The sequence below is a fragment of the Ruegeria sp. CE6 genome (genome assembly GCF_056537485.1).
The window spans coordinates 786,490-807,790 of record NZ_JBQFRR010000001.1 but is presented as its reverse complement, the minus strand read 5'-3'; the positions used below and the strand labels follow the sequence as shown (position 1 = coordinate 807,790).

General features: G+C 55.0%; 25 protein-coding genes. 15 read left to right on the top strand and 10 right to left on the bottom strand.

All coding sequences use genetic code 11. The features are described 5' to 3' along the window. Positions 1–37: 37 nt before the first annotated feature. Entirely contained in the window at positions 38–424 is a 387-nt protein-coding gene (locus ACR0DK_RS03960) for a YciI family protein (protein WP_223117020.1), read from the bottom strand. 84 nt (positions 425–508) lie between these two features. Here ACR0DK_RS03960 and ACR0DK_RS03955 point away from each other — a divergent pair, with 84 nt between their 5' ends. The 10 genes from ACR0DK_RS03955 to ACR0DK_RS03910 all read left to right on the top strand — a co-directional run bounded on the left by ACR0DK_RS03955 (position 509) and on the right by ACR0DK_RS03910 (position 8,721). After that, the gene (locus ACR0DK_RS03955) at positions 509–1,393 is read left to right on the top strand and encodes a fumarylacetoacetate hydrolase family protein (protein ID WP_480734839.1); all 885 of its coding nucleotides are present in this window, start codon (positions 509–511) and stop codon (positions 1,391–1,393) included. Next, complete coding sequence (locus tag ACR0DK_RS03950; RefSeq protein WP_170513197.1) at positions 1,390–2,055, top strand: malonic semialdehyde reductase; 666 nt, start codon at positions 1,390–1,392, stop codon at positions 2,053–2,055. The genes ACR0DK_RS03955 and ACR0DK_RS03950 overlap by 4 nt, the downstream gene beginning before the upstream one ends. A gap of 18 nt (positions 2,056–2,073) precedes the next feature. Next, positions 2,074–2,529: an OsmC family protein gene (locus ACR0DK_RS03945; RefSeq protein ID WP_170513201.1), complete on the top strand. Its 456-nt coding sequence runs from the start codon at positions 2,074–2,076 to the stop codon at positions 2,527–2,529. 35 nt (positions 2,530–2,564) lie between these two features. Beyond that, on the top strand, positions 2,565–3,638 hold the full coding sequence (locus ACR0DK_RS03940; protein WP_170392798.1) for a C4-dicarboxylate TRAP transporter substrate-binding protein: 1,074 nt from the start codon (positions 2,565–2,567) through the stop codon (positions 3,636–3,638). 30 nt (positions 3,639–3,668) lie between these two features. Further along, positions 3,669–4,220, top strand: a complete 552-nt coding sequence (locus ACR0DK_RS03935; protein WP_170565459.1) for a TRAP transporter small permease subunit — start codon at positions 3,669–3,671, stop codon at positions 4,218–4,220. Beyond that, positions 4,217–5,521, top strand: coding sequence for a TRAP transporter large permease (locus ACR0DK_RS03930; RefSeq protein WP_170565456.1), 1,305 nt, complete (start codon positions 4,217–4,219; stop codon positions 5,519–5,521). The genes ACR0DK_RS03935 and ACR0DK_RS03930 overlap by 4 nt, the downstream gene beginning before the upstream one ends. Before the next feature lie 10 nt (positions 5,522–5,531). After that, positions 5,532–6,398 carry a dioxygenase family protein gene (locus ACR0DK_RS03925; RefSeq protein ID WP_170597623.1) on the top strand — a complete coding sequence of 289 codons (867 nt, stop codon included), beginning with the start codon at positions 5,532–5,534 and terminating at the stop codon, positions 6,396–6,398. A 21-nt stretch (positions 6,399–6,419) separates the two neighbouring features. Further along, positions 6,420–7,226 (top strand): amidohydrolase family protein, encoded by an 807-nt coding sequence (locus ACR0DK_RS03920; protein WP_170513215.1) that lies wholly within the window; start codon positions 6,420–6,422, stop codon positions 7,224–7,226. A gap of 68 nt (positions 7,227–7,294) precedes the next feature. Beyond that, positions 7,295–7,600 (top strand): hypothetical protein, encoded by a 306-nt coding sequence (locus ACR0DK_RS03915; protein WP_170392793.1) that lies wholly within the window; start codon positions 7,295–7,297, stop codon positions 7,598–7,600. Continuing rightward, a complete protein-coding gene (locus ACR0DK_RS03910) occupies positions 7,597–8,721 on the top strand; it encodes a cytochrome-c peroxidase (protein WP_480734834.1) in 1,125 nt (374 codons plus the stop codon). The genes ACR0DK_RS03915 and ACR0DK_RS03910 overlap by 4 nt, the downstream gene beginning before the upstream one ends. Positions 8,722–8,791: 70 nt before the next feature. Here ACR0DK_RS03910 and ureG read toward each other — a convergent pair whose 3' ends face one another. From ureG to ACR0DK_RS03865, 9 genes are all read right to left on the bottom strand, one after another. Beyond that, positions 8,792–9,421, bottom strand: a complete 630-nt coding sequence (gene ureG / locus ACR0DK_RS03905) for an urease accessory protein UreG (RefSeq protein WP_170392791.1) — start codon at positions 9,419–9,421, stop codon at positions 8,792–8,794. Beyond that, on the bottom strand, positions 9,418–10,071 hold the full coding sequence (locus ACR0DK_RS03900) for an urease accessory protein UreF (protein WP_480734831.1): 654 nt from the start codon (positions 10,069–10,071) through the stop codon (positions 9,418–9,420). The genes ureG and ACR0DK_RS03900 overlap by 4 nt, the downstream gene beginning before the upstream one ends. Further along, positions 10,055–10,507, bottom strand: coding sequence for an urease accessory protein UreE (gene ureE, locus ACR0DK_RS03895; RefSeq protein WP_480734829.1), 453 nt, complete (start codon positions 10,505–10,507; stop codon positions 10,055–10,057). The genes ACR0DK_RS03900 and ureE overlap by 17 nt, the downstream gene beginning before the upstream one ends. Positions 10,508–10,535: 28 nt before the next feature. Continuing rightward, a complete protein-coding gene (locus tag ACR0DK_RS03890; protein WP_480734827.1) occupies positions 10,536–10,760 on the bottom strand; it encodes a hypothetical protein in 225 nt (74 codons plus the stop codon). 121 nt (positions 10,761–10,881) lie between these two features. After that, positions 10,882–12,591 carry an urease subunit alpha gene (ureC, locus tag ACR0DK_RS03885; protein ID WP_480734826.1) on the bottom strand — a complete coding sequence of 570 codons (1,710 nt, stop codon included), beginning with the start codon at positions 12,589–12,591 and terminating at the stop codon, positions 10,882–10,884. Then, complete coding sequence (locus tag ACR0DK_RS03880) at positions 12,591–12,896, bottom strand: urease subunit beta (RefSeq protein ID WP_170402578.1); 306 nt, start codon at positions 12,894–12,896, stop codon at positions 12,591–12,593. The genes ureC and ACR0DK_RS03880 overlap by 1 nt, the downstream gene beginning before the upstream one ends. Then, on the bottom strand, positions 12,893–13,054 hold the full coding sequence (locus tag ACR0DK_RS03875) for a peptidase M23 (protein ID WP_170392785.1): 162 nt from the start codon (positions 13,052–13,054) through the stop codon (positions 12,893–12,895). Before ACR0DK_RS03875 ends, ACR0DK_RS03880 begins: the two co-directional genes overlap by 4 nt. Before the next feature lie 14 nt (positions 13,055–13,068). Continuing rightward, entirely contained in the window at positions 13,069–13,371 is a 303-nt protein-coding gene (locus tag ACR0DK_RS03870) for an urease subunit gamma (protein ID WP_170392784.1), read from the bottom strand. A 1-nt stretch (position 13,372) separates the two neighbouring features. Beyond that, positions 13,373–14,140, bottom strand: coding sequence for an urease accessory protein UreD (locus ACR0DK_RS03865; RefSeq protein WP_480734822.1), 768 nt, complete (start codon positions 14,138–14,140; stop codon positions 13,373–13,375). Between the two features lie 443 nt (positions 14,141–14,583). Between ACR0DK_RS03865 and urtA the strand changes: the two genes are divergently transcribed. From urtA to urtE, 5 genes are all read left to right on the top strand, one after another. Then, entirely contained in the window at positions 14,584–15,864 is a 1,281-nt protein-coding gene (gene urtA / locus ACR0DK_RS03860) for an urea ABC transporter substrate-binding protein (protein ID WP_480734820.1), read from the top strand. Between the two features lie 63 nt (positions 15,865–15,927). Beyond that, on the top strand, positions 15,928–17,880 hold the full coding sequence (gene urtB / locus ACR0DK_RS03855; protein WP_480734818.1) for an urea ABC transporter permease subunit UrtB: 1,953 nt from the start codon (positions 15,928–15,930) through the stop codon (positions 17,878–17,880). Between the two features lie 3 nt (positions 17,881–17,883). Then, positions 17,884–19,113 (top strand): urea ABC transporter permease subunit UrtC, encoded by a 1,230-nt coding sequence (urtC, locus tag ACR0DK_RS03850; RefSeq protein WP_170424908.1) that lies wholly within the window; start codon positions 17,884–17,886, stop codon positions 19,111–19,113. Further along, positions 19,110–19,850: an urea ABC transporter ATP-binding protein UrtD gene (gene urtD / locus ACR0DK_RS03845; protein WP_170392779.1), complete on the top strand. Its 741-nt coding sequence runs from the start codon at positions 19,110–19,112 to the stop codon at positions 19,848–19,850. The genes urtC and urtD overlap by 4 nt, the downstream gene beginning before the upstream one ends. A 3-nt stretch (positions 19,851–19,853) precedes the next feature. Then, positions 19,854–20,549 carry an urea ABC transporter ATP-binding subunit UrtE gene (gene urtE / locus ACR0DK_RS03840; protein WP_223117014.1) on the top strand — a complete coding sequence of 232 codons (696 nt, stop codon included), beginning with the start codon at positions 19,854–19,856 and terminating at the stop codon, positions 20,547–20,549. The last annotated feature ends 752 nt before the right edge of the window (positions 20,550–21,301 follow it).

Genomic DNA, 21,301 nt, shown 5'->3' with positions numbered 1-21,301 from the left:
ACCGTTCCTTTGTTCGCGGCAAAACTTTTGATTGCTCTTAACTGAGGGCACTCGTTCCAGTCGATAGGCCAACTGAAAGGCTCAGCGAGCCTTCGTTGATCATCCAGCGCCGAAGTTCAAATTCGCGCGCACCGCTTTGATGCATCGGATCGTCCTCGGCCAGTTTTCGGGCAGCCTCAAGACTGTCAGCACGATAGATAATCAGGCCCATTCCTTGCATGTGCTCACCAGTCTCATCAGAAATTGGCCCTGCAAAAGCCAGCTGTCCCGCGCGTTCAAGCTGTGCCTGATAGGCCAGGTGGTCAGGTAGCGACGCCTTTACATCTTCGGGTTTTTTGGCAGGCGTGCTGAGTACTACGTAGAGTTCCAAAGCAAGTGCACCACGGCTTTTTGCTTCTGATTTGTAGTTCGCCCAGGCAACCATTTGCGTCCTCCAAAAATATCGATATTATTTGACATATTGCAAAATAGTCGGCAAAAATCAAGTGAACTGACATGGATGGTGAAAATGAAATACCTGGTGGGAGAGACTTTGGATGGCACAGCGGTTTTTGCTGTAAACGGCGAAAATGCAGTGAATCTAACGGCTTTGCATCCTGCAATCGGTTCGGATTTGATGGGTTTGATAGCCAAGCCTGAACTGGCCGACTCACTTGCCCCCCAAATTGACGCGGCAGACAGTGTGCCCGTGTCTTCCATCACTCCGGCATTGCCCGTTGCCGCTCCCGGAACGATCATTTGCATGGGGTTGAACTACACGGACCACATCAAGGAAGGCGGGTATGATATCCCGGAGTATCCGACGCTGTTTATGCGCGGGAAGAATTCGATCATGGCGGCAGGGCAACCTATGGTGCGGCCGACCTGTTCCGAGAAACTCGACTACGAAGCCGAGCTTATGCTGATCGTTGGAAAACGCGGCCGTCATATCTCGGAAGAGGACGCATTGGATTATGTCTTCGGCTACACCGTGTTTAACGACGGGTCGCTGCGGGATTATCAGCGTAAAACCGTTCAATGGACGCCCGGCAAAAACTTCGATGACACAGGCGCGATCGGCCCTTTCACTGTAACGCCGGAAGACTTGCCGGAGGGAGCATCCGGCCTGAAAATCGAAAGCCGCGTGGGGGACGAAATCCTGCAAAGCTCGAACACCGCCAACATGATCTGGGGGGTCCCTCAGGTCATCGCCACGATCTCGGAATATACCACGCTCGAACCCGGTGATCTGATTGCGTTGGGTACGCCGCCGGGTGTTGGTCACGCCAAAAAGCCCAATCCACGTTGGTTGAAGCCGGGTGAAACCGTCGAGGTCGAAATTGAGGGCATCGGCATATGCGCCAGCCCCGTCATTGACGAAAAGGACGCCGAGACTAAGGTGGCCGCAGCATGAGCGCACCAACCGGGGCAGAGCTGGAGGCACTTCGCGCAAAGGCGCAGCAAGATCATCGCGATCTGCGCGAGCGTATCCCACGTCTTTCAGACGACGCAATTGCCCTGATCCTCCGCGAATCCAGATCTCATTACGCCTGGACCGACAAGGCTGTTTCTAACGAATTGCTTGAAGAGATCTACGACATCACGATCAACGGCGCGACCAGCATGAACACGCTGCCCGCCCGCTTCGTTTTCGTGAAAAGTGCGGAAGGTAAACAGCGCCTAGCCAAGTCGTTAAAGCCGAAGAACGTGCCAAAGATGATGGATGCGCCGGTCACTGCGATCATTGCTTATGATATGGATTTCTGGAAGGAATTACCTTTTCTTTTCCCGCACGAAGATCGACGGCCACTTTTCGAAACTAATCCCGAATATGTAGCCGATACAGCGTTTCGCAATGGAACGCTTCAGGGCGCTTACTTTATGATCGCGGCCCGGGCTGTCGGGTTGGACGTCGGCGCCATGTCTGGCTTTTCAAACAAGATCGTCGACGAGGAATTCTTCGCGGGCACAACGCTCAAGTCGAACTTTCTTTGCAATCTGGGCTACGCAGACGAAACAGGATTGTTTCACAAGTTGCCTCGCTTCTCATTCGAAAAGGTTTGCTCTTATGCATGAGGAGGTGACGCTGTGGCGATGAAAGTCAAACCTGTCGTAACCTACCGTACGACAGCTCAATGCCCGACACACGCGCGAACCGAGATCCCAATTCGCGATCTGGACGTGATTATCGACGAGCCCGTGGAACGAGGCGGAACAAATCTTGGCCCGTCTCCGACCGAAACCGCAATGGCAGCCCTGATCGCCTGTACGAATGTCATCGGGCACAAGAACGCACATCGGTTGGGAGTTGACCTCGGCACTGTGACAATCGACGCGAAATGCAGGCTGGATCGGCGCGGTGTCCTGATGGAAGAGGAGATCGATGTTCCGTTTCCCGAAATCGAACTCACTGTGAAGTGCGATACGCCCGCCAGTCAGGAGGATCTGACACGCGTGGGCGAGGAGACAGCCAAGTATTGCGCCATCGCAAAACTGTTTCAAGCGGCAGGCACGGACCTGACCGTCAACTGGGTCAAAACCAACCAATAAAAATCGACAGGACCCGACTTTCTGGGAGGAGAGAAATGAAAAACTGGACTAAACGCAGCCTAATGGGATTTGCTCTGGCAGGCACCATGGCGTTGCCTCTTGCAGCAGAAGAGACCATTTCCGCCGTCGTGATTGATGGCTATCCCGATCGGGCCTTGTGGGTGAAAGAATTCACCAACTTCTTCATTCCAGAAGTGGACAAGCGGCTGGCCGACTCCGGCAACTACAAGATGAACTGGCAAGAGAACTATGGCGGTTCGATCGTAAAGCCGAAGGGCGTGCTGGAAGGGATCCAGCTTGGCCTTGGCGACATCGGCATTGTCACAACTATCTTCCATTCGTCCAAGTTGCCCAGTCAGGGGATATCGGGGTCGACCCCCTTCGTGTCATCGGACTCTCGCGCGGTAGCCAAAGCCGTGGATGAGATCGCGCGCGAATACCCAGCGATGCAAAATGAGTTCGCTGCACAGAACCAAGTCTATCTGGCGACCGGCGTAGTACTCGATACCTATCAGGTTTTTTGTACAGAGCCGGTCTCGGCTGTTTCTGATCTGGAAGGCCGAAAAGTGGCAGGGGCGGGACTGAACCTCCGATATCTCGAAGGTATCAAAGATGCAGCGGGGGTTCGTGGTGGCCTGACCGATTTCTACAATATGCTGCAAACCGGCCTTGTTGATTGTGCGATGCTGTGGCCTGAAGCAGCCAAGACCTTCAAGATCGCCGAAGTGGCTCCCTACATGCTCAAAGCTGACTTGGGTGCCGTGAACTCCAAGACGATCACGGTGAATTCTGACTATTGGGCAAAGTTGCCGGATGAAGTCAAAGGCGTTCTGCAGGCCGTCGCAATTGACTACCGTGATCATGTGGCCGGCATCGCTATGGACCGGGCTGCGGCCTCAAGGGACGCATACACCGAAGCCGGCGGGACGATTGTCGAAGTTTCGGACGAAGACCGAGCGGCCTGGGCCAACGCAATGCCAAATGTAGCACAGGAATGGGCAGCCACACTGAATGAGAACGGTGAACAAGGCGACGCGATACTGGCCGCTTATCTCGGCAAGCTGCAGGACGCCGGTTTTACCGGAGTGCGTGACTGGACGGCCGAGTAACAGTCTGGCGATCCACGAAAGGGGCCTTTCATGCTGAAGACCGCAGTTGCTGGCTTGTCGCGGGTCGCCAATTCGCTTGCTATCGCCGCCAACGCATTGGGTACGCTTGTCGTCCTTGCGTTGGTGGTCATTCTGAATGTCGACGTCATTGCGCGCGGTCTGTTTTCGGCACCTCTGCGTGGCACCTATGAAATGGTGCAGTTTTCGGTCGTGATGATCGTTTTTTTGCAGCTGGCCGACGTAGTCAGAGTGGATCGGCTGACGCGCTCGGACGGGTTTCTGAACCTGCTACACCACCGCCGTCCTGGGCTAACGGCCAACCTGAGGCGCATTATCAATGCCATCTCCGCAATCTTCATGGGTCTGATTGCTTATGTAACCTTTCCCGAGTTCCTGCATATGTGGGAGACACAGGACTACTTCGGAGTTCCGGGTCTTTTCACTCTGCCATGGTGGCCGGTCAAACTGGTCATCGCGTGCGGTACTGCGCTTGCCTGCGTGATCTTCCTGCTCAAGGTTGTCACGGCGCAGGACCGCCCGCATCTAATTCGCACCCCTGAACATGACGAGGCCGCAGAATGACGCCGATTGAGATTGGCCTGATCTCGGTCATAGCCATCGTCTTTCTGATTTACGCAGGCGTTTACATTCCGATTGCTTTGGGCGTGGTCTCGTTCGTGTCGATCTGGCTGATGCGGGACAATTTCACGCTTGCGCTCAACCTGCTGAAAGTGGCGGTCGGCGACAGCGCGATGGAATACAGCTTTGCAACCATCCCATTGTTTACTTTTATGGGGCTCATTGTCTCAAAAGCCGGGTTGGGCAGGGACATCTACGAAGTCATGACCATGCGATTTCGCAAGGTCAAAGGCGGTATCGGTATGGCAACCGTTGGAGCCAACGCCGTCTTTGCCGCAGTGACTGGGTCGTCAATAGCCTCCGCATCCGTGTTCACCAAGGTCTCGGTCCCGCAGATGATGGCGCAGGCTTATAACCCACGGTTTGCTGTTGGCGTGGTCGCCGGGTCTTCGGTTTTGGGGATGATCATCCCGCCCTCGGCGATGCTGATCATCTATTCCTTTGTCGCCGAGCAATCTGTTGGGGACATGTTCCTTGCGGGGGTTATTCCGGGGATCATGCTGGCGATCGCTTATGTAGGCGCGATTTGGGTTATGGGTCGTTTCACCCCAGCATTCGTCGGTGGCCGCGTTGTCGAAGACACCGAGTGGATGTCAGGGCGCGAGATAGCCTCCAAAACACTGCCGACACTGTTCATCATTACCATCGTCCTTGGTGGTATCTACACAGGTTGGTTGACTGCCGTAGAAGCAGGGGCCGCCGGAGCTCTCGTTGCGCTAATCATCGCGGTTGCCCGCAAGTCGATGTCTCCACGCGCATTCTGGGACGCGTTGCTGGAAACCGGTCACATCACAGCCGCGATCCTGTTCCTGATCACGGCCGCTTCAATCTACAGCCGCATGCTGGGGCTGGCCGGGCTGCCCAATCAACTACAGGATCTGCTTGCGGGGAATTCCGCATCTTTCTGGTCGATCATGCTGCTCTATGTTCTGTTGATGCTGTTTCTGGGAACATTGCTCGACACCGCGTCGATCATTCTGATTGTGGTACCGCTGTTCCTGCCCATGGCCGAAGCGCTTGATATGTCGCTGATATGGTTTGGCATTATCACCGTGGTCGGGGCTGAAATTGGTCTCTTGACACCACCTTTGGGTATATCCTGCTTCGTTATCAAATCCACGATTAACGATGACCGCATATCACTTAAGGACGTGTTCATGGGCGCACTTCCCTTTGCGTTCGTGATGCTGATCGTTCTGTTCATTCTGATCGAGTTCCCGATCCTCAGCCTTGCCCTGATTTAAGGAGGACAAGATGCGCTCTGTCACCAAAGACAATATCACCGACGTCTTCATGGGGTACCTGTCCAAAGATACTGATCCACGGATGCGTGAAATCATGGGCTCCCTGGTCAAACACCTCCACGACTTTGCGCGGGAAACCAACCTGACGCATGACGAGTGGCGGGCCGGGATTGCGTTTCTGGAAGGCTGCGCTGCGGTGGAAACCGAGGATAGGCATGAATTCGTGCTAGCCTCGGACGTGTTGGGCCTGTCGTCATTGGTTGATATGCTGCATTCCAGTGCCGATGCGACCAGTTCGTCCGTTTTAGGTCCATTTCACGTCTCGGGCGCCCCCCCGCTGCCAATCGGTGGCGATATGAAGCGTCACTACGGCGGGCCGGTTCTACTTGCAGAGGGCGTGATCCGCGATACCGAAGGTCATCCGATTGCCGGGGCAGAACTGGATATCTGGCAAACGGCACCCAACGGCCTCTACGCCAGTCAGGATGAAGAACAGGACACCTATTCTTTCCACGGGCTGATGTCAGTTGGCGATGATGGCAGATATGCGTTCACCACAGTTAAGCCAGTTGAATACACCGTGCCGTCTGACGGGCCAGTCGGTGATATTCTGCGCGCTTGTGGTCGCCATCCATGGAGGCCCTCACACTTGCACTTTATCGTCAAAGCCCCCGGGTATCGCTCACTCGTGACGGAGATTTTTCCGGACAATGATCCCTATTTAGATCAGGATACTGTCTTTGGCGTTCGGGACGATCTGGTAATGACATATGTTGAACGACCTGCATCAGAATTTCCCGATGGCATGGAGCTTTCTGGTAAGATTGCCGAACCTTTCTTGCACGTGAATTTCGACGTGACGCTTGCCAGGGTCTGAATGATATTGAGGAGGCTTGCGGTGCTGAAACATATCTCCATTTTAAGTGCAGCGTTATTTTGCAGTACCGCCGTCGCAGAACAGCGACCGATCTTTGACGCACATATTCACTACAGCCACGATGCAGTCAAACTGGTTCCGCCTGAACAGGTGGCCGAAATCCTTCGAGATGCAGGCGTGCGTAAAGCGCTGATTTCCAGCTCGGATGACAATGGCACTCAGCTATTGTTGGCCGTGGCACCGGACATCGTTGTTCCGGCGCTTCGCCCTTATCGTCGTCGCGGTGAGATCAACACCTGGATGCACGATGAAACTGTAATCGAGTATCTGGAAACAAACCTGGCAAAAAACAACTACGAGGCCATCGGCGAGTTTCACGCTTACGGAGATGACATCAAGACGCCGGTCATCCAGCGTATGATTGCACTGGCGAAAGAGCGGAACCTAATCCTGCACCACCATGGTGATCGCGAGGCCGTTGACTTGATCTTCGAAACATGGCCGGAAGCTCGGGTATTGTGGGCCCATTCTGGGTTTGACGATCCAGCCAGTGTGGTCGATGCGCTAGACATTTATCCCGGGCTATGGGCCGATCTGGCATTTCGTTCGGACATGGTTTCGCGGGGCCGTGTCGACCCGGATTGGAGGGCTGCGTTCCAAGCCCATCCCGATAGGTTTATGGTCGGTACGGATACGTTCGCACCTGAACGTTGGTACTACGTAGGCCCTCATGCCGATTTTTCGCGTGAATGGTTGGATTTGCTGCCGGACCAGATCGCAGACAACATTGCCTATGCTAACGCAGAACGTTTGCTGGCATCAGAATGACCCACTGCGCTGCTTGGTTTCTTATATGGTCCAGCGCGGCGGTTGCTTGTGAAGCGACGGGGCAACGCATGAATTCGGAAGTTCAAAACGCACCCAAGGTTTATCTGACGGTCGACGAAATTCCGTTGGCCCAACCGTTTTCGGTGTTGGTTTCAGTTTGTAGTGAAACTGCTGTGGGCCAAATGCGTGTGGATGCAATCATGCCCGCTCATCAACATGGTATGAACTATACTCCCAAGGTTACCGCATTGGACGGCGGAGTGTTCCGAATTGATGATATGTTGTTTCACATGCCGGGTTTGTGGGAGCTGCAAATCGATGTCGACGTCAGTGGCCAATCGGTTTTCTACACGTCAGAAATTGCGCTGAAATGAAGCTGTGGATGACAGCTGCGCTAATTTTTCTGACCGGGGCAGTACGTGCAGATGTCTTGTTGACCGAAGACGAAATTGAACAGACGTTGTCCTTTGGGCCGTGGCCACCATCCTTCCAGTCGGATCCAAGCAATAGGTTTTCCAAAGACGCCACGGCAATCAAGCTCGGACAGGCTTTATTCAACGATCCGGTGTTATCAGTCGATGGTGCATTTTCCTGTGCAAGTTGTCATGATCCTGATCAGGCATTTACGACGCCGGAGGCGCGGGCACTCGGTCGTGATTTGTTAAATCGAAACACACCATCACTGCGAAACCTTGCCGGGCTGCGCTGGTATGGTTGGGGCGGCAAAAGCGATAATCTTTGGGCAGCCAGCCTGCATCCGATCATCGAAGAACAAGAGATGGCGCATAGTGCCGAAAGCCTAAAGATAGCTATCTCTGAAAGTACCTACATTGATGATTTTGAAGCCATATTTGGTCACCTCCAGGATCAAAGCCCTGAACTTTTTCTGGTGAATACTGCAAAAGCTCTTTCTGCTTACTTAGAGACCTTAGCCACCGACCGGACGATATTTGACGATTTTCGCGATGCTTTGGAGCGCCGAGATATTGCAGCGGCTAAGGAATACCCAGAAGCAGCTCAGCGAGGTCTTCAGCTCTTTTTAGGGCGCGGGAAATGCGTATTTTGCCACAACGGTCCGAGGTTTTCCAACAACGAGTTCCATGACGCTGGTGTGCCATATTTTCTGAATGAAACCGAGGTTGACCAAGGTCGGTTCGGAGGATTGAACATTTTACTCTCAAGCCCCTACACATTGGACGGCGACTGGAACGACGATCCAGAAAAGAAAGGTGCCTGGGCGGTGCGAAATGTACGCAGGAGCCATTCTGATTTTGGAACCTTTCGGACGCCCAGCCTGCGGGGAGTGGCTGAAACCGCTCCTTACATGCATGACGGCAGCTTAGATGATCTGAAATCTGTGATACGGCATTACAGCAAAATTGATACTGAAAGGCTGCACGCCGACGGTGAAGCCATTCTTTCGGAATTGAATTTGTCTGAGCAGGAGATTGCAGACTTAGTTGCGTTTTTGGTCACGCTCTCCAAGGATTCTTAATAAAGCACTGGTGTAAAGGGCTTGGGAATGGGCTAATTGGCGAGCTATCTTAGCCTCTTCGTCTCTGGGACTAATTCGCTTCCGAAATTCTTAAACCTCCGCCTTTCACAAGCAGATCCACAATTGCGTCGACCCCGCTTCTGTGACGAAGTGACGAAAACAAGAAGGGCCTTCCTTTACGCATCATTTTCGCATCACGTTCCATAACCTGCAGCGAAGCGCCAACATGCGGTGCAAGGTCGGTCTTGTTGATTACAAGGATGTCTGATTTCGTAATCGCCGGCCCGCCTTTCCTGGGTATTTCTTCGCCTGCAGCGACATCGATCACGTAGATGGTCAGATCCGCCAGTTCCGGGCTGAATGTGGCTGATAGATTGTCGCCTCCGCTTTCAATCAAAACAATATCGAGATCCGGATGACGTGTCTGCATCTCGGCGACGGCGGCCAAATTGATCGAGGCGTCTTCGCGAATTGCTGTATGCGGGCAACCGCCAGTTTCGACGCCGATGATCCTGTCCCGCGGCAGGACCTGCATGCGCATCAGCGCTTCGGCATCTTCCTGCGTATATATGTCGTTAGTAATAACTCCCACCGAACAGACATCGCGCAGCGCTTCAGACAAGGCGGCGGTCAAAGTGGTTTTTCCGGCTCCTACTGGGCCTCCAATACCTACGCGAAGCGGGCCGTTCATACTGGTCATGTGCGGAAAATCCTCGAATATTGTGTTTCGTGCTTCATGGCCGCAATGTCCCCCAAGAACGCGGTAGAGCTTAACTCGTCCAGACTCGCCTTTTTTGCCCTTTCAGCAATCTGGGCGCACAACGGTGTCAGCTGGCGGATCAACCGCTGCGCCTCGGTCTGTCCCAGTGGTACCAGGCGCGTCGCACAGGCGACAAGGTTGCTTGCGAAAGCTTGCAGAAACATCTTGGTCGTCAGCAGCAAGGGAAGGTTTTGAAGTCTTGCAGCCCGTCCAATCGAGACGGGGTAGGTGAATTGCCCAAGGTCCAATTCCCAGACACCTTTGGTGACGTTTCCGAAGGCCTGTCCCAGCAACTCGGTTTCCATGAGCCTTTCGGATGTCGCACAAAAGGCGCGCGCCGCGATATCGACGTTGATCAGTTCTTCTTTGTCATGCGCGTTGAAGGCCGCCACAACGAACACAGCATCATTCCACCCAGAGCCATGTTCCAGCGCATCTGAAATCCAGGCTTCAGTATCCCGAGAATTCGCGACAGTTCCCCCGTCAATCGCAGCTTCAAGCCCGTGAGAGTAGGCAAACCCCCCAACAGGATAGGCAGGGGACAACCATTGTGTCAGCGTCAGGATGTCGGCGTCAGTGGGTGTGGCCATGGGTCCTGCCGTGGCCATAGGCCCCGCCTTCGGGGGTGAATGGTTCATTCACCTCTCGCACCTTTGCTCCGATTTTAAAAAGCATATCACGGATGACGTGATCGACTTGGATCAACAGGCGGGTCTTTTCGATCTGACAAGGCGTGTGCCGATTGCCGATATGCCAGGCGATACGTGTCAGGTCCGGTGCTTTTACCTCCAGCAACACTTCCGGTGCTGCCTGTATTTCCACTTCGCGACCGTCGTCCAAAACCAACGCGCCACCGTGGTTCAGTGAGGTCGTTTGCGCGAGATCGATGAGAATCTGTTCGCCGCTTTCGCAGGTAAGAACCTTACGCCGCAAAAAACGGTCGTCGTAGGTCAACGAGAGACAGTCTGCCGGATCGCCATGCGTGTGATCCGAATACTGGCGCGCAGTACAGAGCAGGGCGGTCATACCATCACCTCCTCTGCAGCGGGAATAGTCAGAGCCAGATTGAGTCCGAGAACACCCGATGCACGATCCGTTCGCGCGTCAGACCGCGGTTTTTCAGCTCTTCGTCGCTGAGCGATTGCAGGAATTCGACTTTCCGGACGCGAGATTGAGCTTCGGCTACGCTGATCAGGGCCGAGTAAATTGACGACCCGATGGATACGATTAAACCGGCCAGCGAAAAGCGCGTGTTTGTATGTGTTGCTGAGTGTGCCATTTGGACCCTCGTAAACGTTGGTCCTCCCATGGGTTTTTATATCTGTCATATTGGCCTCACTTAGAAGTGCGTATTTGGTCATTGCTGCCTTGCACGCGCCGCAACGCAGCACATTTTTTGATCAGAATAAAAAATACCGTTGCGCCATCGGCAGCGTTTCGGCGGGTTGGCAAGTCAGCAATTCGCCATCCGCCCGCACCTCGTAGGTTTCCGGATCGACCTCGACATGCGGTGTCGCGTTGTTCAGCAGAAGATCCTGCTTGCCAATTTCTCGTGTGTTTTGGACGGCGACGGTTTGCTTTGCCAATCCCAGTGTATCACCGATCCCATCCGCATGGGCCGCCTGCGAGACAAATGTGATCGCCGAGTTTTCCACTGACCGTCCGTAAGCGCCAAACATCGGCCGACTATAAACCGGCTGCGGTGTAGGGATCGACGCGTTGGGATCGCCCATTTGCGCGCAGGCTATGGTGCCGCCCAGCAGAACCATCTCGGGCTTCACGCCGAAAAAGGCCGGGTTCCAAAGGACGAGGTCGGCGCGTTTGCCTTCCTCGATGCTCCCGATCTCGTGGCTGAGCCCATGGGCAATAGCAGGGTTGATCGTGTATTTGGCGATATAGCGACGGACGCGAAAGTTGTCGTTCTCACCGGTTTCTTCGGGCAGGCGCCCGCGCTGTTTCTTCATCTTGTCAGCGGTTTGCCACGTGCGGATCAAAACCTCTCCGACCCGACCCATGGCCTGACTGTCAGACGCGATGATGCTAAATGCGCCCATGTCGTGCAGTATATCCTCGGCTGCGATTGTCTCACGCCGGATGCGGCTTTCGGCAAAGGCCACGTCCTCGGGGATGGATTTGTCGAGGTGGTGACAGACCATCAGCATATCCAAATGTTCCTCAACCGTGTTCACGGTGAAGGGCCGCGTGGGATTGGTCGAGGACGGCAGAACGTGGTTCTCGCCGCAGATCTTGATGATATCCGGAGCATGGCCTCCGCCTGCGCCTTCGGTGTGGAAAGCGTGAATAGTGCGACCCTTCATGGCCGCCACGGTGTTTTCAACAAAGCCTGATTCATTGAGCGTGTCAGTGTGAATCATCACCTGCACGTCCATCGCGTCGGCCACCGACAGGCAGCAATCAATGGCGGCCGGGGTGGTTCCCCAGTCCTCGTGCAGTTTCAGGGCGCAGGCTCCGGCTTTGACCTGTTCTTCGAGCGCGGCAGGCAGCGAAGCGTTACCCTTACCCGCAAAGGCCAGATTCATCGGGAAAGCATCCGCCGCTTGCAACATCCGCCCGATATGCCATGGACCGGGGGTGCAAGTGGTGGCCAATGTCCCATGCGCAGGACCTGTGCCACCGCCCAGCATGGTGGTCAGGCCGGAATGTAGTGCGTCTTCAATCTGTTGCGGGCAGATAAAGTGGATATGACTGTCGAACCCACCTGCCGTCAGGATACGACCCTCGCCAGCAATGGCCTCGGTTCCGGGTCCTATGATGATGTCGACACCGGGTTGTGTATCGGGGTTTCCCGCCTTGCCGATCTTGGCGATCCGCCCGTCTTTCAGGCCAACGTCGGCCTTGTAGATGCCCGAGTGATCAACGATCAGAGCATTGGTGATGACCGTATCCACAGCGCCTTCGGCGCACGTGGTCTGAGATTGCCCCATCCCGTCGCGGATTACCTTTCCGCCACCAAACTTGACCTCTTCGCCATAGCTGGTCAGATCACGTTCGACCTCAATCACAAGATCGGTGTCGGCCAACCGCAGCTTATCCCCTGCGGTCGGGCCGAACATCGCGGCGTAGTCTGAGCGCTTGATTTTTGCTGGCATCAGAGTGCCCCCATGACCTTTTGATTGAAGCCGTAGACCCTGCGCGCACCACTGATCGGGATCAGCGAAACTTCGCGGGCCTGCCCCGGTTCGAACCGCACAGCGGTGCCTGGCGCAATGTCCAGGCGCAGGCCACGCGCGGCAGTTCGGTCAAAGTCGAGCGCCGGGTTGGTTTCGGCGAAATGGTAGTGTGAGCCGACCTGAACCGGGCGGTCGCCGGTATTGGCGACCATCAAAGTGATCGCATCAGTGTCGGGGTTCAGGGTAATTTCACCATCAGCCGGGAACAGCTCCCCGGGGATCATTTGTTCAGCTTTGTGATCAGCGCGACAGCAGCCAGCGCAACAACCGCCAGCCCAACGCCCATCGCCGCATAATCGGTGCCGTGCGCGTGGATATGCGTTCCGTTATGGGCGGCTGCCGGGCCAGCGAAGATCAGGGCGGGGAAAAGCATGCGTGTCATATTGGTTTCCTTTTTCAGCGAATGGGGTTGTGGACGGTCACCAGCTTGGTGCCATCTGGAAAGGTGGCTTCGACCTGAACTTCGTGGATCATTTCGGGCACACCTTCCATGCATTGCTCTCGGGTGATCACCTCGGCCCCGGCTTGCATCATGTCAGCAACTGAACGCCCATCGCGTGCACCTTCGACCACGGCATCGGTGATCAGGGCGATCGCCTCGGGGTGGTTCAGTTTGACGCCGCGGTCCAGGCGTTTGCGGGCGACTTCGGCGGCCATGGCGACTAACAGTTTGTCTTTTTCGCGAGGGGTCAGGTTCATGTCAAAGCATCCAGCATCGAGGCAGCGTGTCTTTGTTCAACCGTCGCAAGATCGGCATCAATGTGCGACGGAGGGCAAAGCTGTTTTCGGCAAGAACACGAGCAACCAACAGGTCATTGCGGATCATAGTTGCACCTGCGGTATTGGGCAGCATCTGACGAATGGCATTCAGATGACCTTCGGCTGACTCCGATACGAAGACGATCAACGCCATCGCACCCGCGCCGTTTGCAATATGCGGTTTGGACAGATGTTTGTGCCAATCACCCGAGTACTGGATCGCGTCAAGGAACACCTTTTTTCCTTGGTACCGTATCTCGATCCGATCGTTTAGACGGATATCGGTCAGCGTCTCGCCCATCGCAATGCGGCCGAAGACCAGCGGCTCTACCATCAGCATCTCGGCATCTGGCGCCATCTCGATTTTCAGGCGTCGCTCCAGAGCGCTGCCATTGAACAGAATAGTCTCTTGCGGCAACCAGTTCAGCCGGGCTTCAGTCTCAACAGTCAGATGACTGGTAATCTGGCCACATTCTTGCGGCTTGGCCTTGTAGGCGCGCTCGCAGGCTTGTGTTGTCAAAGTCAGCGCCGTTCCTTTTGCTGCCTTACCGGAAAGTCGAAATGAGTCGCCTCCGGTTACGCCGCCTGCCGTGTTAAGAAGAACCGCGTCAAGATCAGGTGTGTTGGTTCTGGGGAACAGACATTTATAAGACCCGGACTGGCGAAACTTGTTCAGCACCGTCCTGTCACCCAATTGCTTGGTACTCAAACTGACGGCGCCTGCAGCGCGCGGTGGAATAGCACTGTGCATAGGCAATATGGCTGCAACGTGGGTAATAGGGCACCTTTGGAGCTTTGATTGGTGCCACTTGTTTCTCTGTTGAAGGGGCGGAACACTAATCTACAGTGTCGAAATCTGCTTAATTCGACATCGCGCGTCTAAATTTTAGACAGCGACCCCGGTCTTGGATGAAAAATTAGGCGCATCGCGCCGATTTTCCGAATTGGGTTAAAGGTAAGTTGCCAAGCTTGCTGCGATGCAGAAACCGTATGGGTGCCACCGCGGAAACGACCCGGGGGTGTGTGACGGCTGCGCGAATTGGACCTCGAACACAACCGCCACACGGAACGCAACAACAGTTGCGGGGATCAGGTAGAAGAAGAGTGTGCCTTTGTGCAAGCCCTCTCTCCCGGCCCCGCCAGGAGGATCACATGAAATCGCTCAAATCCACACTCGCCGGATCGGCAGTATTTGCTGTCATGGCCACCGCCGCCTTGTCGACCGAAGACACGATCAAGGTTGGAGTGCTGCATTCGCTTTCCGGTACGATGGCGATCTCGGAAACGACGTTGAAAGACACCATGCTGATGCTGATTGACCAGCAAAACGCCAAGGGCGGTCTGCTGGGTAAACAGCTTGAAGCTGTCGTGGTCGACCCGGCCTCTGACTGGCCTCTGTTTGCCGAAAAAGCGCGTGAGCTGCTAACCGTCCACGAGGTGGATGTAATCTTTGGCAATTGGACTTCGGTGAGCCGCAAGTCGGTTCTGCCAGTGATCGAGGAACTAAACGGTCTTCTGTTCTATCCGGTCCAGTATGAGGGCGAAGAAAGCTCTAAAAACGTCTTTTATACCGGTGCTGCTCCGAACCAACAGGCCATCCCCGCCACGGACTATTTCCTGGAGGAACTGGGGGTCGAGAAATTCGCTCTGCTCGGCACAGACTATGTCTACCCCAGGACCACCAACAATATCTTGGAAAGCTATCTGAAGCAAAAAGGTATCGCGGAAGCAGATATCTTCGTTAATTACACGCCTTTCGGCCATTCCGACTGGTCCAAGATCGTGGCGGACGTGGTCGCGCTGGGCGCGGATGGTAAAAAAGTCGGTGTGATCTCGACCATCAATGGTGACGCCAATATTGGTTTTTACAAGGAATTGGCAGCGGCTGGTGTTTCGGCAGATGACATTCCGGTCGTGGCCTTCTCGGTCGGTGAGGAAGAACTGTCCGGTTTGGACACCACCAACCTCGTCGGTCACCTTGCCGCTTGGAACTACTTCCAGTCGGCGGATACTGAGGCCAACGCGGAATTTGTGGACACCTGGAAAACCACCATGGGTGATGAACGTGTGACCAATGACCCGATGGAGGCGCATTACATCGGCTTCAACATGTGGGTAAACGCCGCGACCGAGGCCGGTTCGACCGAGGTCGATGCCGTGCGCGCCGCGATGTATGGGCAGGAATTCCCGAACCTGACCGGAGGCACCGCTGTGATGCTGCCGAACCATCACCTCGCGAAACCGGTTCTGATCGGTGAAATTCAAGAAGACGGTCAGTTCGATATCATCAGCGAAACCGACGTCGTGCCGGGTGACGCCTGGACCGACTTCCTGCCGGAGTCGGCTGTGCTCGTCTCGGATTGGAAAGAGCTGGGTTGCGGTATGTACAACACCGAGACCAAGACCTGCGTTCAGACCCTGTCGAACTACTAACCGACACGCAAGGCGGGTTTGTTTGCCCGCCTTGCTAAAATAAAGACATTCGGGTTTCACCACATGGTACGACTTTTCCTTGCGGGCCTCGCAATCCTGTGCGCCTGCCTGACTGCCAACGCACAAGAGGTCGGTCTGCAACCGATCCTGCAAGAGCATCAGGAGATCATCGCCAAAAGCTCGCGCAAGACGATCAAACCGGCGATTGATGCGATTGCGTCAAGCGGCTTGCCTCAGGCGCAAGTGATGCTTGAGACATGGGCAGCCAAGAACATGTGGATGCGCAAGTCGGACGGTCTGTTCTTTTCTGGCCAGAAAGGAGAGGGGCGGTCGTATGAATTGACCGACTTCGATACCGGAGAAGTCGTCGGTACGTTTGAGAAATCCGAGCTTAGGCAGCTGAAGCCCAACAGCGGTATCCGCGCGATGATCGGGACCGCTCTGGTCCAGTTTCAATTGACCGATCCGGATCGCGCAAAACGTCTGGCCGCATTGCAATCCATCCAACGTGATCCCGAAAGTGCACTCTTGGAGCCACTTCGCGCTTCGATAGGGGATGAACCCGAAGCAGAGTTGAAGGCGCAAAAGCAGCGGCTGGAACGGTTGCTGACGATTGGTTTTGACGAAGATACCGCAGCCCGCGTGGCGGCGATCAAAGAAATGTCCGGCGATCTGGGCGTAGACGTTCGTGCGGCTCTGAACCCGTTGCTCGTCACTGCCCGCCAAGCCGCTACCGAATTGCCCCAGGACCTGAACGTCGCCGTTATTCTTGAAGCGGGCTCAGACGCCTTAACGTCTGACGAAGCATATGACTTGCTCGTTGCAGGAAACCTGGCCGCACCGCGTGTTTCGGCGGAAGATATCAGATCGGCACTGGCGGCCAATATAGAAGGTGGTCGTGTAGGTGGTACTCCCGTCGCACAGCTGAATTCAGATGCAATGCGCGCGCGTGCGTATAACTCTCTGGCAGAGGCGGGGACTGTGCCAGCCTTGGTCACGAAGGCGGATGTCAACGCCGCAGTTAACACGCATGTATTCTTCGAAACCTACAGTGAGCCATCTGCCGAGGTCACTGAAGCAGCAGAGAAAGCCCTGCAACAGATCGAACTGAAGGTCGGCCTGAGCCAAACACTCGACCTGACGCTGGACGCGATCTCACTGGCGTCGATCTATTTCCTCGCCGCCATCGGTCTGGCCATCACCTTCGGCGTGATGGGCGTGATCAACATGGCCCATGGCGAGTTCATCATGATGGGTGCTTATACCGGCTACGTGGTGCAGCAGATTATCCCTGATCATACGCTTTCGATCATGGTTGCTATTCCAATTGCTTTTGCTGTCACCTTCGCGATGGGCGTCGCTATGGAGCGGTTGGTGATCCGCTGGCTTTACGCTCGCCCATTGGAGACGTTGCTGGCAACGTTCGGCATCTCAATTGCCCTACAGCAGCTGGCCAAGAATATCTTTGGCACGCAGGCGCGCCCGCTGACTGCTCCCGATTGGTTGGATGGTTCGTGGATGCTGAATGACGTGGTTTCAATCAGCTACATCCGCATTGCGATCTTCGTTCTGGCGCTTATTTTTCTGGGACTTTTCCTCTACATCATCAAACGGACGAGGCTAGGGCTTGAGATGCGTGCAGTAACGCAGAACTCGCGCATGGCGGCGTCAATGGGGATTAATCCCGGGCGAGTGAATATGCTGACCTTTGGGCTTGGCTCCGGCATTGCCGGCATCGCCGGGGTCGCGATTGGCCTATTCGCCAAGGTCACGTCCGATCTGGGCAGCGACTATATCGTGCAAAGTTTCATGACAGTGGTTGTGGGCGGGGTTGGTAACATCTGGGGGGCGCTTGCAGGTGCGGGTATGATCGGCTTCCTGCAGAAGGGGATCGAGTGGATGATCCCGTCGAACACCCTCGCGGCCCAAACCTACATGATCATCTTCATCATCATTTTCATCCAGTTTCGGCCGCGGGGCATTATCGCCCTCAAGGGTCGCGCGGCGGGGGATTGAGCCATGGAACGCAGCTTTATCGCCAAGAACCCATCCGTGCTGGTCTTTCTTGCCATCCTGTCCCTGTTCACCCTGAGCGTAACCATCCTGTCCGAGGGTTTCGGGATCGGTGTAATCTCGACCAGTTTCGTCAAAACGCTGGGCAAAACCCTGTGCCTTTGCCTGATCGCAGTGGCGATGGATCTGGTCTGGGGCTTCACCGGCATCCTGTCACTGGGTCACTTCGCCTTCTTCGGGCTGGGGGGCTACATGATCGGCATGTGGCTGATGTACGAACGCACCCGCCTGATCGTGGTCGACTCGCTGGCACAGGCCGAAATTCCACCGACGTCGTCCGAAGTGGTGGACGCGATTGGAACACAAGTCTTTGGCGTTGTCGGATCGTCGGAGTTTCCGTTGATCTGGGCGTTCTCCCACAGCCTGACCCTGCAACTGATCCTGGTTGTGCTGGTCCCGGGTCTGTTGGCGCTGGTCTTCGGATGGTTGGCTTTCCGGAGCCGTGTCACCGGTGTATACCTATCGATCCTGACACAGGCGATGACGTTGGCACTGGCCCTGTATCTGTTTCAGAACGACAGCGGGTTGCGTGGGAACAACGGCTTGTCCGGCCTGCAGAACCTGCCAGGTGTCACCGCTTCGCAGGACGTGGTGTCGATCTGGTTCCTCTGGGCCTCGGCGCTGGCCTTGGGTCTGGGCTATATGCTGGCAGCCTGGATCGTGTCAGGCAAGTTCGGCTCGGTCATCCGCGGCATTCGCGATAACGAGGCACGGGTGCGCTTCCTTGGCTATTCAGTCGAGGTATTCAAGCTGGCCGTCTTCACCCTGACTGCTTGTATCGCAGCCATTGCCGGCGCGCTTTATTACCCGCAAGCAGGCATCATCAATCCCGAGGAAATGGCCCCTATCGCCTCGATCTATTTGGCCGTCTGGGTCGCCATCGGTGGACGAGGCCGATTGTATGGCGCGGTAATTGGTGCAGCTTTTGTCAGTCTTCTGAGCACGTGGTTCACGGGCGGACAGGCCCCGGATATTCCGCTTGGATTTTACACGATCAAATGGGTCGACTGGTGGCAGGTGCTATTGGGCATAACTTTTGTGTTGGTTACGCTGTTCGCCCCGCAGGGTATCGGAGGATTGTTCGACTTGTGGACCGACAGCCGCCACCCGGACAGGCATGGGGCAAATCTGGGACCGGATGACGGCGCTCTGCGCGAGAAGGAGGCCATCGAATGAGCACTTTGCTTGAGGTTAGCGGCGTTTCGGTCACTTTCGATGGTTTCCGTGCTATCAACAACTTGTCGTTTCAGATCGGCGAGGCCGAGCTTCGCGCTGTGATCGGCCCAAACGGGGCAGGCAAGACCACGTTCATGGACATCATTACAGGTAAAACCCGGCCCGATGAAGGACGTGTCATCTGGGGGGAGAAATCGGTATCTTTGTTGGGGCTGTCCGAGGCAAAGATCGCTCAGGCTGGGATCGGAAGGAAGTTTCAGAAACCCACGGTTTTCGAAGACCAGACCGTGCAGGAAAACTTGCTGATGGCGCTTCAGAACAAACGTGGCTGGCTTCACGTGCTTTTCTATCGAACCTCCACTGACGATTTGCAGAAAGTTGAAGATCTGGCTGTCGAAATCGGCCTGTATCAGAATCTAAGCCGCAAAGCTGGTGAACTGAGCCACGGTCAAAAGCAGTGGCTGGAAATTGGCATGCTGCTGGCTCAGGAGCCGCGACTTTTGCTGGTGGACGAGCCTGCCGCTGGCATGACACCGCAGGAGCGCGAACACACCACCGACTTGCTAGTACAAGCCGCCAGAACCCGTGCCGTTGTTGTGGTGGAACACGATATGGAATTTGTCCGACGCCTGAATTGCAAAGTCACGGTTCTACACGAAGGGTCCGCCTTGGCTGAAGGCAGTCTTGATCACGTGACATCTAACCAGGACGTCATCGACGTATATCTAGGGCGCTAAACAATGCTGAAGCTAACAGATCTGACTTTGCATTATGGGCATTCGCAAATCCTCAACGGGATTTCCATGGAAGCCAGACAAGGTGAAGTGACTTGCGTGATGGGGACCAATGGTGTCGGGAAAACCAGCCTGATGAAAGCAATATCAGGTACGCATCCGCGATCGGGCGGCAGTCTGGAACTGGACGGGGAAATTCTGGGCGTCCTGCCCGCTCATCAAATGGCGTGGAAAGGTGTGGCCTATGTCCCACAAGGTCGTGAGATATTTCCTTTGCTCACAGTTCGCGAAAATCTTGAAACGGGGTATGCCTGTCTGCCTGCCAGCGAACATTTCATTCCAGGTGATATATTTGATATGTTCCCGGTCCTCAAACAGATGCAAAACCGTCGCGGAGGTGACCTTTCTGGCGGTCAGCAGCAACAGCTGGCGATTGCACGGGCATTGATAACACGACCACGCCTGCTTCTGTTGGACGAGCCGACCGAAGGTATTCAGCCCAACATCATCCAACAGATAGGCGAAGTCATCCGACACCTCAGAACCACGAGCGGAATGGCAATCATTCTAGTGGAGCAATACTTTGACTTTGCCTATGAACTTGCCGACAGATTTATCGCGTTGCGACGAGGAGAAGTCATAATCAACGGCACCAGGGAAGACGTGACACGCGATGAGTTGCTGCAGGCTGTAGCAGTCTAGTGCTGATACTTGAAATTGGTTTCGGAATTGAAGGATGAAATCCAAAATTTGGCACAATCTAAGCTCGGGACATGGTTTGATCATCTGAACAGGTTCAATTGAAACTGTATTTTCTTCTGAAACCCGATCGTGCGATGTCTTCCGGCTTGAAGAGCAAATATTTTTTGATCAGATGACGGGCTTCATTTCGTCCTATGGCTCGACGTGGACGCTCCTCGAACTTGCACCGCAATTAACGTAGTGACGGCTTTCTAGACGCACCTTTGTTGTGGAAGGCTTTTGAGCAGCAAACGGCAAAACCTGTACGCCGAAGAATTACCGAATGACTAATAGTCAATGACTTAAGTGTCATTGGAGGGTAAAACTATGTATCGCACAACTTTCCTGTTGAATGTCACACAAACCTGATCCAACCGTCATAGTCAGACCAGAAAAGCAGGGTACTTTCGACATCGGAAGGCGCTGCCAACGTTGGGCATCAGTTGAATTTGACCTTTGCGTCCTAAGCTTTCCGCAATAACGGGGGCGCTGCAGCCGGAGGGCGGCCCGGTTACGCGAATCTACTCCGTCCGAGGCAGGAGCAAAGCAGTGCATCTTGATGAACTGTAAGAAGCCGCATCGCGTTACATCGATCTAACCCTTGTTCTGCGCGAAACATCCAAAGAGGACCGCCTCGACGCATCAGCCTTTTTCGGTTTCGCGAGAGACGTGGTGGAAAAAACCGGTTTGTATTGCGGACCCGTCACCCTTCG

What these genes read in the sequence shown, in the direction of transcription:
- ACR0DK_RS03915 (WP_170392793.1), top strand. Translation starts at nt 7,295, where the DNA reads ATGAATTCGGAAGTTCAAAACGCACCCAAGGTTTATCTGACGGTCGAC.
- ACR0DK_RS03925 (WP_170597623.1), top strand. Translation starts at nt 5,532, where the DNA reads ATGCGCTCTGTCACCAAAGACAATATCACCGACGTCTTCATGGGGTAC.
- ACR0DK_RS03955 (WP_480734839.1), top strand. Translation starts at nt 509, where the DNA reads ATGAAATACCTGGTGGGAGAGACTTTGGATGGCACAGCGGTTTTTGCT.
- ureE (WP_480734829.1), bottom strand. Translation starts at nt 10,507, where the DNA reads ATGACCGCCCTGCTCTGTACTGCGCGCCAGTATTCGGATCACACGCAT.
- ACR0DK_RS03940 (WP_170392798.1), top strand. Translation starts at nt 2,565, where the DNA reads ATGAAAAACTGGACTAAACGCAGCCTAATGGGATTTGCTCTGGCAGGC.
- urtA (WP_480734820.1), top strand. Translation starts at nt 14,584, where the DNA reads ATGAAATCGCTCAAATCCACACTCGCCGGATCGGCAGTATTTGCTGTC.
- ACR0DK_RS03910 (WP_480734834.1), top strand. Translation starts at nt 7,597, where the DNA reads ATGAAGCTGTGGATGACAGCTGCGCTAATTTTTCTGACCGGGGCAGTA.
- ACR0DK_RS03875 (WP_170392785.1), bottom strand. Translation starts at nt 13,054, where the DNA reads ATGACACGCATGCTTTTCCCCGCCCTGATCTTCGCTGGCCCGGCAGCC.
- ACR0DK_RS03880 (WP_170402578.1), bottom strand. Translation starts at nt 12,896, where the DNA reads ATGATCCCCGGGGAGCTGTTCCCGGCTGATGGTGAAATTACCCTGAAC.
- ACR0DK_RS03900 (WP_480734831.1), bottom strand. Translation starts at nt 10,071, where the DNA reads ATGGCCACACCCACTGACGCCGACATCCTGACGCTGACACAATGGTTG.
- ureC (WP_480734826.1), bottom strand. Translation starts at nt 12,591, where the DNA reads ATGCCAGCAAAAATCAAGCGCTCAGACTACGCCGCGATGTTCGGCCCG.
- urtD (WP_170392779.1), top strand. Translation starts at nt 19,110, where the DNA reads ATGAGCACTTTGCTTGAGGTTAGCGGCGTTTCGGTCACTTTCGATGGT.
- urtC (WP_170424908.1), top strand. Translation starts at nt 17,884, where the DNA reads ATGGAACGCAGCTTTATCGCCAAGAACCCATCCGTGCTGGTCTTTCTT.
- ACR0DK_RS03935 (WP_170565459.1), top strand. Translation starts at nt 3,669, where the DNA reads ATGCTGAAGACCGCAGTTGCTGGCTTGTCGCGGGTCGCCAATTCGCTT.
- urtB (WP_480734818.1), top strand. Translation starts at nt 15,928, where the DNA reads ATGGTACGACTTTTCCTTGCGGGCCTCGCAATCCTGTGCGCCTGCCTG.
- ACR0DK_RS03890 (WP_480734827.1), bottom strand. Translation starts at nt 10,760, where the DNA reads ATGGCACACTCAGCAACACATACAAACACGCGCTTTTCGCTGGCCGGT.
- ACR0DK_RS03870 (WP_170392784.1), bottom strand. Translation starts at nt 13,371, where the DNA reads ATGAACCTGACCCCTCGCGAAAAAGACAAACTGTTAGTCGCCATGGCC.
- urtE (WP_223117014.1), top strand. Translation starts at nt 19,854, where the DNA reads ATGCTGAAGCTAACAGATCTGACTTTGCATTATGGGCATTCGCAAATC.
- ACR0DK_RS03950 (WP_170513197.1), top strand. Translation starts at nt 1,390, where the DNA reads ATGAGCGCACCAACCGGGGCAGAGCTGGAGGCACTTCGCGCAAAGGCG.
- ureG (WP_170392791.1), bottom strand. Translation starts at nt 9,421, where the DNA reads ATGACCAGTATGAACGGCCCGCTTCGCGTAGGTATTGGAGGCCCAGTA.
- ACR0DK_RS03960 (WP_223117020.1), bottom strand. Translation starts at nt 424, where the DNA reads ATGGTTGCCTGGGCGAACTACAAATCAGAAGCAAAAAGCCGTGGTGCA.
- ACR0DK_RS03945 (WP_170513201.1), top strand. Translation starts at nt 2,074, where the DNA reads ATGAAAGTCAAACCTGTCGTAACCTACCGTACGACAGCTCAATGCCCG.
- ACR0DK_RS03930 (WP_170565456.1), top strand. Translation starts at nt 4,217, where the DNA reads ATGACGCCGATTGAGATTGGCCTGATCTCGGTCATAGCCATCGTCTTT.